This window comes from Bradyrhizobium sp. SZCCHNR1098 (genome assembly GCF_032489375.1).
Taxonomy (GTDB): domain Bacteria; phylum Pseudomonadota; class Alphaproteobacteria; order Rhizobiales; family Xanthobacteraceae; genus Bradyrhizobium.
Genome location: NZ_JAUEXY010000002.1, coordinates 47,148 through 60,068, shown reverse-complemented (window position 1 = coordinate 60,068; position 12,921 = coordinate 47,148). Strand labels below are relative to the sequence as shown.

Genomic DNA, 12,921 nt, shown 5'->3' with positions numbered 1-12,921 from the left:
GGAACGGGTCGGACTATAATGCTGATTTTACGAAGTCGTCAAGCGAATTATTTTTTCCCGAAGCGACCTTCGCCGGGCCCATGGAACCCACACCGACGCTTGCCCGTTGCAGCCTCGTCCGGATTGTCCAAGGAGACCACGATGGCCCCCCGCGCCTATTGGAAAGGCTCGCTCAAACTCTCGCTCGTCAGTTGCCCCGTCGTCCTCTATCCGGCGTCGACCTCGGTGGAGAAGACGCGCTTCCATCTGATCAACCGCGAGACCGGCAACCGGCTCAAGCAGCAGATGGTCGACTCCGAGACCGGCGACATCGTCGAAGGCGACCAGAAGGGCCGCGGCTACGAGCTGTCCAAGGGACAGTACGTCGAGATCGAGCCCGAGGAGCTGGAGGCGGTCCAGATCGAGAGCAACCATACGATCGACATCGACAGCTTCGTGCCGCGCGACGAGATCGACCAGCGCTATCTCAACGATCCCTATTACATCGCCCCCGACGGCAAGGCGGCCATCGACGCCTTCGCGGTGATCCGCGATGCGATGAAGGATCAGGACCGCGTCGCGCTGGCGCGCATCGTGCTGACCAACCGTGAGCATATCATCGCCATCGAGCCGATGGGCAAGGGCATGCTCGGCACCACCCTGCGCTTTCCCTATGAGCTGCGCGACGAAGCTGAGTTCTTCGACGACATCAAGGCGCCGAAGATCACCAAGGACATGGTTGAGCTCGCCGGCCACATCCTGCAGACCAAGGCGGCGCATTTCGATCCCTCGGAGTTCAAGGACCAATACGAGACCGCGCTGAAGGCGCTGGTAAAACGCAAGGCGTCGGGCAAGCCGATCAAGCTACCGGAGCCGGAGGAACGGCCCGACAACGTCGTCAGCCTGATGGATGCGCTGAAGCAGAGCCTGAACGGCAAGAGCGGAAAAAAGACGGCGCGTGCGGCGCCACGGCGGACGAGCACGCATCGACGCACGGCGAAGAAGGCGCATCGGTCGGCGGCGCGGCAGAGGAAGGCGGGCTAAGTACGCCGTAGCCCGGATGAGCGCAAGGCGGCACAATCCCGAGCCTCAGCTTTTCTTCGATGATTTCTTTGCTGTCTTCCGGCTGGTCTTCTTCGTGGTCTTCTTGCTCGATGCCTTCTTGGTTGTCTTTTTCGATGACTTCTTCGCCGATGTCCGCGCGCTCTTCTTCGGCGGCACCTTCTTGCCCTCGCGGCGCGCCTCCGACAGGCCGATCGCGATGGCCTGCTTGCGGCTCTTGACCTTGCGACCGGAACCGCCGCTGCGCAGCGTGCCGGCCTTGCGCTTCTTCATGGCCCGGCCGACCTTGGCCGATGCCTTGCGCGAGTATTGTCGTGCCATGAACATCCTCCCGATTGCGACACGTAAACCGCGTCGGCGAGACGAAAGTTCCAAAGCGCAAGCTGATGCCGCGTACCTCCACACATGCTTTCACGATCGCGGGAATCGAAGCCCGTCGATACATCGAGATTCCAATGCAGCTTCGCGCTCGTCGCTTCGATGACGGATAGACCGAGAAGCCGATCAGACGTTCTGATCCGCCGCATGAGGCGCAACTGGACAAGGCGACGTTCCGAATGATGCGTCCCTGGCCTCTTCCTCAGTCAGCAATTTCAGGAGCACCGTCCGCTTGGACTCATCGTTGAATTCAGCGAGACGTTTCCTGAACAGGATGAGGTTCTGCAGATGAATGTATTCTTCCATGACCGACCTCACTGATGGGAGCCAAGAACAACGCGTCGGGCTGACCTTGATTGAGATGAATTTCGGGCATGATGCTCTTCCCGGTATCGCCGATGACAATCTCTGCGCCGCAGTCGGCAGCCTCGCCCCCCCAAAATTCAGATCGCGTTCTGACAAGCCGAGACATGGCACGTCCCGTGTTTACACCATTGTGCATGCAAACGCACGATCAGCTGCGCCGATCAGGTGGCACGACCGCAGTCTCGATCATCCGTTGATCCAGAGAACGGGCGCCTGCGGACGTACTGTGCCGCAGCGCGACATGACCGGTTGGTCAAAATTGCTCGTAAATTTAACGAAACGAGCTGATGCCGCCCGCGGGACACGCAAGCTCGCCATCGAATGGCGATGCCAACGCCCCTGACACATAGGACCAGTCGGCCGATACGACCAAAGCTCAGTCCGGCGCGCGCAGCCGATAGCCGATGCCGGTCTCGGTCAATACGAATTGCGGGCGCTCGGGATCGGCCTCGATCTTCTGCCTGAGCTGACGCACATAGACGCGCAGATATTGCGCGTCGGTCAATTCGTCCCACAGCTCCTTGAGCAGGAAGCGGTGCGTCAGCACCTTGCCGGCGTGCTGCACCAGGACGCGGAGCAGATCGTACTCCTTGGGCGACAGCTTGATCTCGCGCTCGCCGACCTTGACGATGCGGCGGACGAGATCGACGGAGAGATCGCCGGAGCGGAACACCGGACGCTCGCCCTGCACCTGCAACTGATGCCGCAACGCCGCGCGCAGCCGCGCCAGCAATTCATCCATGCCGAACGGCTTGGTGATGTAGTCGTCGGCGCCGAGATCGAGCGCCTGGACCTTGCCCGCCTCGTCGCCGCGGCTGGACAGCACCACGACCGGCACAGCCTCGTTGCGGCCACGGATGGTACGCAGCAGCTCGAGCCCGTCGATGTCGGGCAGGCCAAGGTCGAGAATGATCAGCGCCGGCTCCTGGCCCAACAGATCCAGCGCAATCCTGCCGTTCGAGGCTTCGAGAATCTCGTAGCCCTGCGTGGTCAGGCCCATCCGCAGCAGCTTGCGGATCGGCGGCTCGTCGTCGATCACGAGCACCTTGATCGGAGCGCCGGTCATGCGGCCGTATCCAGCGGTCTGGCCTGCGCCAGCACCGGCAGGCGGATGGTGAGGACCGCGCCGCGCCGATCGGTGCGGTTGCCGGCGAAGATGCGGCCATGCATCGCCTCGATGAAGCCGCGCGAGATCGCGAGCCCCAGCCCGGTGCCGGGCCGCACCTGGTCGCCCTTCTGCACGCGATAGAACTTGTCGAACACGTGCTCGACCTCCGCGGCGGGAATGCCGTCGCCTTCGTCACGGATCTCGAGCACGACCCAGTTGTTGTCGCGGGCCGCACGGATCGCGATCGAGGTCTCGGGAGGCGCATATTTGGCGGCGTTGTCCAGCAGATTGAACAGCACCTGCTCGAACAGCACCGCGTCGACCTCGACCATCGGCAGATCGGGCGCCAGCTCCAGCGAGACATGATGACCGGCGAGGATCTTGCCCGCGCGCCGCAGCGCGCTGCCGACGATCTCGCCGACGTCGTGGAGCGCGGCGTTCGGCACGATCGCGCCCGATTCCAGCTTGGTCATGTCCAGGAGATTGGCGATGAAGCGGTTGAGCCGCTCGGATTCGTCGATGACGGTGGCGAGCAGGTCGAGCTTCTCCTTGTCGGACAGCCTGGCGGCCAGATCGCGCATCGTCGAAGCCGCGCCGAGCACGGAGGCGAGCGGCGTCTTCAGATCGTGCGAGATCGAGGTGAGCAGCGCCGAACGCAGCCGGTCCTGCTCCATGGTGCGCTTGACCTTGTCCATGTCCTCGACCAGCAGCACGCGCTCGATCGCGAGCGCCCCCTGGTCGACCAGGGCATCGAGCAGCCGGCGCTGGTCCGGCGTCAGCAGCGGCCCGGTACGATCGTCGTCGATGCCAATGACACCGATCGAGCCGCGCCCGGTGCGCATCGGCAGGAACAGGCGCTTCGCGCCGGGCAGCGTGTCGGAGCCGCGGCCCGCTGCGCGGTCGTTACTCCAGGCCCAGCTCGCCGCGGCGAGGTCGGCGTCGTCGAGCTGATCCTCCGGCGGGTAGCCGGTCATGACCGTGAGCTTGCCGTCCTGCGGCAGCAGCAGCACCACCCGCACCTTCAGCATCAACGCCGCCTGATAGGCCGTCGCCCACAGCACGTCGTCGAGGGTCGCGGTGCCCGCGAGCTTGCGGCTGAAGGCGTAGAGCTGCTCGGTGGTCCGGATGCGCTGGGTGGCCGAATCCGCCTGAACGCGCACGCGCGCGGCGACGTTGGACACCAGGATGGCGATCAGCATGAAGAAGAAGAACGCGCCGATGTTGGTCGGATCGGTGATCGTGAACGTATACAGCGGCGGCAGGAAGAAGAAGTTGTAGCAGAGCGAGGCGGCGAGGCTCGCCAGCAGCGACGGCCCAAGACCGTAACGCGCGGCGACGCCGACCACGGCGGTCAGGAACACCAGATCGACGTTCTCGATACCAAAGAAGGGCTGGATGAGCTCGGCGAGGCCAAGGCCGACAGCCGTGATCAGCAGCGCCATCAGATAGGGCTTTGGCTGCAGCGGCTCGCTGCGCGGGCGCGTCTGCACCGACGGGCTCGGCGTGTCCGGCGCCTCCTCGCCGGCGATGACGTGGATGCTGATGTTGCCGGCGCGCCTGACGAGGTCATGCACCACCGAGCCCCTGATGATCTCGAACAGGCGCGAGCGGCTCGACTTGCCGATGATGATCTGGGTGACGTTGTTGGCCTGCGCGAAGCTGATGAGGTCATCCGCGATGCGCCGGCCGACGCCCGGAATCGTCAGCGCCTCGCCGCCGAGGGTCTCGGCCAGCCGCAGCGTATCGGCGAGCCGGTCGCGCTGCTTGTCCGTGAGCTGCAGGTTGCGCCGGGTCTCGATGGTAACGGCGGTCCACGGCGCGTGGACACGGTCGGCGAGCCGCTTGGTGTAGCGCACCAGCCCTGTCGCCCGCGGATCCTCCGACACGCAGACGAGGATCCGCTCGCCGGCTGCCCAGGGTCCGGCGATGGCGTTGGCCTGCATGTGGGTGAGCAGTTGCTCGTCGACGCGCTCGGCCGTCCGGCGCAGCGCGAGCTCGCGCAGCGCGGTCAGATTGCCGGGCGAGAAATAATGCTCCAGCGCGCGCTCGGCCTGTTTGGGGACATAGACCTTGCCCTCCTTCAGCCGCTGGATCAGATCGTCGGGCGTGAGGTCGATCAGCTCGATGGCATCGGCCCGGTCGAGGATCGAGTCCGGGACGGTCTCGCGTACGCGCACATGGGTGATCTGGGCGACGACGTCGTTGAGGCTCTCGATGTGCTGGACGTTGACCGCCGTGTAGACGTCGATGCCGTGCGACAGCAGCTCCTCGACGTCGAGATAGCGCTTGGGGTGGCGGCTGCCGGCGGCATTGGTGTGCGCAAGCTCGTCGACGATCGCGAGCTTGGGACGGCGCGCGATCACGGCATCCAGATCCATCTCCTCGACGATCTGGTCCTTGTAGGAAATATGTTTGCGCGGGACGACCTCCAGGCCGCGCACCAGCGCCTCGGTCTCGGCGCGGCCATGGGTCTCGACGAAGCCGATGACGACGTCGACGCCGGCCCTCAGCTTGGCATGCGCGCTCGACAGCATCTCATAGGTCTTGCCGACGCCGGGGGCGGCGCCGACGAAGATCTTGAGCTTGCCGGCAGGACTGTCCTCCCGCCGGGCCGCTTCGAGCAGGGCTTCCGGCGAGGGACGTTGGTCAGGATCGCGGCGTTGACTGGCCATGCGGCATTATAGACGGAGGGACCTCGGCGCCAAGGCCAGGACCGTTAAGGCCAGGACCTTTAAGGCCAAGACCCTCAAGGCGCGGCCGGCAAGGCTTCATTGCGGTTTGGCAGCATCGAGCGCCAGATTGAGCGCCAGCACGTTAACGCGGGGTTCGCCGAGCAGCCCGAGCAGACGGCCCTGGGTCTGCTGAGCGATCAGGCTGCGGACGCTGGCCTCCGGCAAGCCGCGTGCCTTGGCCACCCGCGGCACCTGGAACAGCGCCGCCTCCGGCGAGATGTCCGGATCGAGCCCGCTCGCCGAGGTCGTCACCAGATCGACCGGCACGGCCTGGGCGGGATTCTCCGCCTTCAGCTTGTCGACGTCCTCCTTGACGCGGTCGGCCAGCGCCTTGCTGGTCGGGCCCAGATTGGAGCCGGACGAGTTGGCGGCGTTGTAGGGTGCCGGCACGGTCTTGGTCGCATCGTTCGGATCGGCGGCCGAGGTCGCGGACGGGCGGCCGTGGAAATATTTGTCGTCCTTGAACTCCTGGCCGATCAGCGCCGAGCCGATCACCTGGCCGTTGCGCGTGATCAGGCTGCCCTCGGCCTGCGCCGGAAAGATGGTGCCGGCGACGACGGTCATGGCGAGCGGGTAGATCAAGCCCGTGATGAGCGTGAGGGCGAGCAGGACAAAGATGGCGGGACGGATTTCTTTGAGCATCGGTGTCTCCTATTTTTCTCCGTCATTGCGAGGAGCGAAGCGACGAAGCAATCCAGGGCTGCGCGCGGGACTCTGGATTGCTTCGCTTCGCTCGCAATGACGCCGGTAAGTGGTCAAGCCAAATGCAAGGCGGTCACGATCAGGTCGATCGCCTTGATGCCGATGAAGGGGATGATGATGCCGCCTAAGCCGTAGATCATCAGGTTGCGGCCGAGCAACGCGCCGGCGCCGATGGCGCGGTAGGCGACGCCCTTCAGCGCCAGCGGGATCAGCGCGATGATGACGAGCGCGTTGAAGATGATCGCCGACAGGATCGCGCTCTGCGGGCTCGCCAGGTTCATGACGTTCAGCACGTTGAGCTGCGGGTAGAACGCCAGGAACATCGCCGGGATGATCGCGAAATACTTGGCGACGTCGTTGGCGATCGAGAACGTCGTCAGCGCGCCGCGCGTCATCAATAGCTGCTTGCCGATCTCCACCACCTCGATCAGCTTGGTCGGATTGGAGTCGAGGTCGACCATGTTGCCGGCCTCGCGCGCGGCCTGCGTGCCGGTGTTCATGGCGACGCCGACATCGGCCTGCGCCAGCGCCGGCGCGTCATTGGTGCCGTCGCCGCACATCGCCACCAGCTTGCCCTTGGCCTGCTCGTCGCGGATGAGCTTGAGCTTGTCCTCAGGCGTGGCCTGCGCCAGGAAATCGTCGACGCCGGCTTCGGCGGCGATCGCCGCCGCGGTCATCGGGTTGTCGCCGGTGATCATGATGGTGCGGATGCCCATCCGGCGCAGCTCGGCGAAACGCTCGCGGATGCCGCCCTTCACGATGTCCTTGAGCTGGACGACGCCGAGCAGGCGCCCGTCCCTGGCGACCGCGAGCGGCGTGCCGCCGGATTTGGCGATGTCGTCGGAGATTGCACGGATCTCGCGGACAAGCTCGCTCTCGACCGGCTGGACCGCGCGCACCGTATTGCCGGAGACGGGCTGGGTCGGGCCGCCGCCGCCGATGGAGTTGAGGATGGCGTCGACCGCGCCCTTGCGCACCGAGGAGCCGCCGGCATCGACGCCGCTCATGCGGGTCTGCGCCGTGAACGGCACGAAGGTGGCGCCGAGCTCGGCCATGTCGCGGCCGCGGATGCCGTACTTCTCTTTCGCGAGCACCACGATCGAGCGGCCCTCCGGTGTCTCGTCGGCGAGCGAGGCGAGCTGCGCTGCGTCGGCGAGCTCCTGCTCGCTGACGCCCCTGACGGGACGGAACGCAGTCGCCTGGCGATTGCCGAGCGTGATGGTGCCGGTCTTGTCGAGCAGGAGCGTATCGACATCGCCGGCGGCCTCGACCGCACGGCCGGACATCGCCAGCACGTTGAAGCGCACCAGGCGGTCCATGCCGGCGATACCGATTGCCGACAGCAGCGCGCCGATCGTGGTCGGGATCAGGGTCACGAACAGCGCCACCAGCACCACCACCGAGATCGAGCCGCCGGCATAGGCCGCGTAGCTCGGGATCGTCACGGTCGCGAACACGAAGATGATGGTGAGGCCGGCGAGCAGGATGTTGAGCGCAATCTCGTTCGGCGTCTTCTGCCGCTCAGCACCTTCGACCAGCTTGATCATACGGTCGATGAACGTCGAGCCTTGCGCCGCCGTGATCTTGACGCGGATCCAGTCCGACAGGACCTGGGTGCCGCCGGTCACCGCCGAGCGGTCGCCGCCGGATTCGCGGATGACAGGAGCGGACTCGCCGGTGATGGCGGCCTCGTTGACCGAGGCGACGCCTTCGATCACCTCGCCGTCGGAGGGAATGGTGTCGCCGGCCTCGACCAGCACGATGTCGCCGACCTTCAGGCTGGTGCCGGGCACGAGCTTGTAGGTGTGATCGGCCGGGTTCGTGCCCGTCAGCAGCTTGGCCTGGCTCTCGGTGCGCGTCTTGCGCAGCGAATCCGCCTGCGCCTTGCCGCGGCCTTCGGCGACCGCTTCGGCGAAATTGGCGAACAGCACGGTGAACCACAGCCAAAGAATGATCTGGAAGGTGAATCCGAGATTCGCTCCGCCGATGACGACGTCGCGCAGGAAGATCACCGTGGTGAGCGCGGCGACGACCTCGACCACGAACATCACGGGGTTCCTGATCATCAACCGCGGGTCGAGCTTGACGAGCGCCGCCTTGATGGCCGGCAGCACGATCTTCGGGTCGAGCATCGTCGACATCGACGAGCGCTTCTGCAGTTTCATGGTTTCCATGGAGGTTGCTCCGAAATCAGAACACGGTGCCGGCAGTCATCGCGAGATGCTCGACGATCGGACCGAGGGCGAGAGCGGGGAAGAAGGTGAGGCCGCCGATGATCAGGATGACGCCGACGACGAGACCGACGAACAGGCCGCCGGTGGTCGGGAACGTGCCGGCGGAGGGCGGGATCGACTTCTTCTGCGCGAGCGAGCCTGCGATTGCCATCGCCGGGATGATCATAAAGAAGCGGCCGACGAACATCGAGGAGGCGAGCGTGAGGTTGTAGAAGAAGGTGTTGCCGGTGAGGCCGCCGAAGGCCGAGCCGTTGTTGGCGGTCGCCGAGGTGTAGGCGTAGAGCACCTCGGTGAAGCCGTGCGGACCGGCATTGGCCATCGAGGCAACTGCCGAGGGCAGCACGACGGCGACCGCGGTCCAGCCGAGATACATCAGCGGCAGCACCAGGATCGCCAGCATCGCCATCTTGACCTCGCGGGCCTCGATCTTCTTGCCGACATATTCCGGCGTGCGCCCGACCATCAGGCCGGCGACGAAGATCGCGAGCACGACGAACAGCAGCATGCCGTAGAGGCCGGCGCCGACGCCACCGACGATGATCTCGCCGAGCTGCATGTTGATGAGCGGGATCATGCCGCCGAGCGCGGTGAAGCTATCATGCATGGCGTTGACGGCGCCGCAGGATGCCGCCGTGGTGATCACGGCGAACAGCGACGAGGCGACGATGCCGAAGCGGACCTCCTTGCCCTCCATGTTGCCGCCGGTCAGGCCGAGCGCGTTGAGCACATTGCTGCCGCTGGCCTCGGCCCAGTAGGTGATGGCGACGCCGGCGATGAACAGGACGCCCATCACCGCGAGGATCGCCCAGCCCTGGCGCTGGTTGCCGACCATGCGCCCGAACACGTTGGTGAGCGCAGCGCCGAGCGCGAAGATCGAGAGCATCTGGATGAAGTTCGACAGCGCGTTCGGGTTCTCGAACGGATGCGCGGCGTTGGCATTGAAGAAGCCGCCGCCATTGGTGCCGAGCATCTTGATCGCGACCTGCGAGGCCACCGGGCCGACCGCGATGGTCTGCTTCGCCCCTTCCAGCGTGGTCGCCTCGACATAGGGCCCGAGCGTCTGCGGGATGCCCTGCCAGACCAGGAACAGCGTGTAGACGATGCAGAGCGGCAGCAGCACATAGAGCGCGCATCTGACGACATCGACCCAGAAATTGCCGACGGTCCGCGCCGAGGCGCGTGAGAAGCCGCGGATCAGCGCGATCGCAAGCACGATACCGGTCGCGGCCGACAGGAAGTTCTGGTGCGTGAGCCCGAGCATCTGCACGAGATAAGAGAGCGTGCTCTCGCCGCCGTAGTTCTGCCAGTTGGTGTTGGTCAGGAAGCTGATCGCAGTGTTGAAGGAGAGATCCTCAGCGACCGCGGACTGTCCTGCGGGATTGAACGGCAGCACGGCCTGCAAGCGCATCACGCCGTAGATGATCAGGAAGCCGCCGACGTGGAACAGCAGCATCGCGACCGTGTAGGTCAGCCAATGCTGCTCGCGGCGCTCGTCGACGCCGCTGGCCCAGTAGATCGCGGACTCCACGGGCCGCAGCACCGGCGACAGGAAGGTGCGCTCGCCATTGAAGACGCGCGTCATGTACCAGCCGAGCGGCTTGGCGAGCGCGACGATGACGGCGCAGTAGAGCAGGATCTGGATCCAGCCGATCACAGTCATGGGATGTGTCCTTGAAGGTGCGAGAGCCGGCGGTCAGAACCGCTCGGGCCGCAACAGCGCGTAGGTGAGATAGATCAGAAGGCCGAGCGACACGGCGCCGGCGAGCGAATAGTCGAAGATCATGGCGCGTCTCCTAGAGTCGCTCGCAGGCGTAGGTATAGCCGATCGCCAAGGCGAAGAAGCCGGCGGCCAGCGCCAGCATCAGGATGTCAAGCATGGTGTGCTCCTCATGCGCGCGAAAGACGCGCAATGCGTGGAGCGGCCGCGAGCGCCGGTGCAGCCACGGTCCGTTCCATGGCGGACAGATGGCATCGGGCCTCGTAGGTTTTCGAGACGGCACCACCGGCTGAGTTATAGGAATCTCATAAGGACCGCGGCATTCCCCGGGCAAAATCGCGCGGCTGCGGGCCTCGTCCGCATATGAGCGGCCGCACGGCGGAGGCGTCTTTATGCGCCGCTTATTTCTCTCAGCCCCCGCCCCTCTCGCATTCCTACGGCGCCGTCGGCCACATTGCCGGTCAGGGCCCACCGGGCCAACGCTCACTGACGACGGGAGGCCAGCATGGCTGCCTTGACGACACGACCGGATGTGCCGGAGCCGGCACAGATCGCGCAGACCACCACGGCGATGCTGGCGGCTTTGCTTGACGACGACGAGGGAGTCTCACCCTTGTCGGCGCGCGGGCGGCGCCGGCTGCGGATTGCACGATTCCTGGAGACCGAGGCGCGCGTCGATGCCGCGCTCGAACTGGTCGCGCTGCAGCTGCCGCGATGGCAGCTTCGCCGCATTGCCTATGACGACGGCGAATGGCACTGCGCATTGTCGCAACAGCGGGAATTGCCGGACTGGCTCGATCGTTGCGCTGAAGCCCGCCACAGCGATCTCGCCCTCGCCATTCTCCACGCCGCGGCCGAAGCCCGCCGTCTCGAGCCGAGCGTCTCGCAGCCTGACGCAAGGCGCGGCATCACGACGGAGCCGGCGGTCGCCGACCTGCTCTGCTGCGACAATTTCTGAGCCGCCGTCATTGCCGCGATGTTGCTTTCCGCTGACAAGGCCACGGAGCTTCCGGCCGCCAGGGTGCTGCTTCGATTTCTGCTACGAATGTTGGTCCTCATCCTGTTCGCCGCGTTCGGCAGCATCGGCTTCGGTCGCAGCCTCGCTGCCCTGCTCTGGATGACGACGATCCTGTGTGCCGTGCTCGCGATGCTGCGTCGGGAGCGCGTGTTCGCCGCGAGCCTGAACCATTGGGACGAGATGATCGGCTACACCGCGCTCTATTGCGCGGTGATGGCGCTGATCCAGCCGTCCGGAAACTAAGCGCCCTTACACCGCTCTTATGCGATCGCACGCGGCGCCATCTCGAATTCCTACCCCTCGCCTTCGATATTGCCGACCATGAGCGCCGATCGTTCCGACCGGCCTGCTCACACCACAGCAAGGATCACACCCGTGAAAGGTCTCGAACCCCCATCGTGCAGCATGCCGGCCCCCGCGCTCGTCTTCATCGGCAAGAACGGCCGTGGCCAGTGGGTCGCCCAGGAGCAGAATGGGCTCTATGGCGGCCTGTTCGTGAGCCGTGCCGAGGCGATGAAATATGCGCTGTTCGAGAACGGCCACCATCCGGAAACCATCGTCGAGCTCGCGCGCACGATCGAGCTCGATGCCGATGGCCGGCTTGCTCCGATCGGTCTGCTGTTCGCGAGCGGAAGGCGACCGGTCGCATGAGCGATGCGCTCAGGATGCAGCCTGGATCGGCCGCACGCTGGCTCGCCGGCACCATCGCGGACATTCCAACCCCGTTCGATGCCAATGGTGCGCTCGACCGCCCGGCGCTCGCCAGACTGTGCGAGCGGCAGATCGAAGCGGGCGCCAGCGCGATCCTGGTCTGCGAAACCGCAGGCGAAGCATCTACGCTCACCGCGGCAGAGCGCGAACAGGTCATTCGCACGGCAGTGACGGCGGCCGCCAATCGGGTCCATGTCATCGCGGGAGCAGGATCCAACGCGACGCTCCAGGCCGTGCAGAACACCCGCCAGGCGGCAGCCGCCGGCGCGGACGCGATCATGTCGGTGGTCCCTTACTACAACCGACCTACGGCAGAGGGAATCTACGCGCATTTCCGCGCCGTCGGCGACGCGACGGCGCTGCCGGTCATTCTGCACGATTGCCCGTCGCGCACGGGACGCGCACTGCCCGACGATACACTGGTGCGCCTTGCGCGGTGGGCGCAATTCGTCGGCCTGCGTGACGGCACCGGCGATATCGCACGGACCGTACATCTGCGATCACGGCTTCCGATCGGCTTCCGCCTGCTGTCAGGCGACGATGCGATGGCCGTGCCGTTCGCGGCCGCCGGAGGTGACGGCAACGTCTCGCTGGTGGCCAACGTCGCACCGCAGCTCTGCAGCGCGCTTTTCGCCTATTGTCAGCGCGCCCGCTGGCGCGCTGCGCGACGGCTGCATCATCAGTTGCTGCCGCTGATCGAGGCATTCAGCCGCGATACGCCGGCCGCAGTCAAATACGCGCTCAGTCTCCAGGGGCTCATCGCCGCCGGCGTTCGTCTGCCATTGACAGCTTTGGACTCTCCCACGATGGCAGCCGTCATGCAGGCCATGACGCTGCTCAGCGCTCACACCGCAGCCGCGTCACGGAGGCAAGAGGTCCGGTGTTGAGAGGGCCCACCGCGCGGTGCCGCGAGG

At 65.5% G+C, this 12,921-nt stretch carries 14 protein-coding genes; 6 read left to right on the top strand and 8 right to left on the bottom strand.

What is annotated here, in order from left to right; translation table 11 throughout:
• The first annotated feature begins 141 nt into the window (after positions 1 to 141).
• Entirely contained in the window at positions 142 to 1,023 is an 882-nt protein-coding gene (locus QX135_RS04525; RefSeq protein WP_315738668.1) for a Ku protein, read from the top strand.
• Positions 1,024 to 1,068: 45 nt separating this feature from the next.
• Here QX135_RS04525 and QX135_RS04520 read toward each other — a convergent pair whose 3' ends face one another.
• Positions 1,069 to 1,362: a DUF6496 domain-containing protein gene (locus QX135_RS04520; protein ID WP_315738669.1), complete on the bottom strand. Its 294-nt coding sequence runs from the start codon at positions 1,360 to 1,362 to the stop codon at positions 1,069 to 1,071.
• Between the two features lie 183 nt (positions 1,363 to 1,545).
• On the bottom strand, positions 1,546 to 1,725 hold the full coding sequence (locus QX135_RS04515) for a hypothetical protein (protein WP_315738670.1): 180 nt from the start codon (positions 1,723 to 1,725) through the stop codon (positions 1,546 to 1,548).
• Here QX135_RS04515 and QX135_RS04510 point away from each other — a divergent pair.
• Positions 1,724 to 2,128, top strand: a complete 405-nt coding sequence (locus QX135_RS04510) for a hypothetical protein (protein ID WP_315738671.1) — start codon at positions 1,724 to 1,726, stop codon at positions 2,126 to 2,128. The two genes, QX135_RS04515 and QX135_RS04510, sit on opposite strands and share 2 nt — an antisense overlap.
• A gap of 33 nt (positions 2,129 to 2,161) precedes the next feature.
• Here QX135_RS04510 and QX135_RS04505 read toward each other — a convergent pair whose 3' ends face one another.
• The 6 genes from QX135_RS04505 to QX135_RS04480 form a co-directional block, all read right to left on the bottom strand.
• Complete coding sequence (locus QX135_RS04505; protein WP_315775903.1) at positions 2,162 to 2,851, bottom strand: response regulator transcription factor; 690 nt, start codon at positions 2,849 to 2,851, stop codon at positions 2,162 to 2,164.
• Positions 2,848 to 5,565, bottom strand: a complete 2,718-nt coding sequence (locus tag QX135_RS04500; protein ID WP_316177176.1) for a sensor histidine kinase KdpD — start codon at positions 5,563 to 5,565, stop codon at positions 2,848 to 2,850. The genes QX135_RS04505 and QX135_RS04500 overlap by 4 nt, the downstream gene beginning before the upstream one ends.
• Positions 5,566 to 5,661: 96 nt before the next feature.
• Entirely contained in the window at positions 5,662 to 6,267 is a 606-nt protein-coding gene (locus QX135_RS04495) for a K(+)-transporting ATPase subunit C (RefSeq protein ID WP_316177178.1), read from the bottom strand.
• Positions 6,268 to 6,380: 113 nt separating this feature from the next.
• Complete coding sequence (gene kdpB / locus QX135_RS04490; RefSeq protein ID WP_316177180.1) at positions 6,381 to 8,501, bottom strand: potassium-transporting ATPase subunit KdpB; 2,121 nt, start codon at positions 8,499 to 8,501, stop codon at positions 6,381 to 6,383.
• Positions 8,502 to 8,517: 16 nt separating this feature from the next.
• A complete protein-coding gene (gene kdpA, locus QX135_RS04485; RefSeq protein WP_316177181.1) occupies positions 8,518 to 10,221 on the bottom strand; it encodes a potassium-transporting ATPase subunit KdpA in 1,704 nt (567 codons plus the stop codon).
• 33 nt (positions 10,222 to 10,254) lie between these two features.
• Positions 10,255 to 10,344 carry a K(+)-transporting ATPase subunit F gene (locus QX135_RS04480; RefSeq protein ID WP_042340291.1) on the bottom strand — a complete coding sequence of 30 codons (90 nt, stop codon included), beginning with the start codon at positions 10,342 to 10,344 and terminating at the stop codon, positions 10,255 to 10,257.
• Between the two features lie 439 nt (positions 10,345 to 10,783).
• Here QX135_RS04480 and QX135_RS04475 point away from each other — a divergent pair, with 439 nt between their 5' ends.
• The 4 genes from QX135_RS04475 to dapA all read left to right on the top strand — a co-directional run bounded on the left by QX135_RS04475 (position 10,784) and on the right by dapA (position 12,894).
• Positions 10,784 to 11,236: a hypothetical protein gene (locus tag QX135_RS04475; RefSeq protein ID WP_316177183.1), complete on the top strand. Its 453-nt coding sequence runs from the start codon at positions 10,784 to 10,786 to the stop codon at positions 11,234 to 11,236.
• Positions 11,237 to 11,254: 18 nt separating this feature from the next.
• Complete coding sequence (locus QX135_RS04470; protein ID WP_315782057.1) at positions 11,255 to 11,539, top strand: hypothetical protein; 285 nt, start codon at positions 11,255 to 11,257, stop codon at positions 11,537 to 11,539.
• Between the two features lie 132 nt (positions 11,540 to 11,671).
• The gene (locus tag QX135_RS04465) at positions 11,672 to 11,947 is read left to right on the top strand and encodes a hypothetical protein (protein WP_316177185.1); all 276 of its coding nucleotides are present in this window, start codon (positions 11,672 to 11,674) and stop codon (positions 11,945 to 11,947) included.
• Positions 11,944 to 12,894: a 4-hydroxy-tetrahydrodipicolinate synthase gene (gene dapA / locus QX135_RS04460; RefSeq protein ID WP_316177187.1), complete on the top strand. Its 951-nt coding sequence runs from the start codon at positions 11,944 to 11,946 to the stop codon at positions 12,892 to 12,894. The genes QX135_RS04465 and dapA overlap by 4 nt, the downstream gene beginning before the upstream one ends.
• Positions 12,895 to 12,921: the final 27 nt, after the last annotated feature.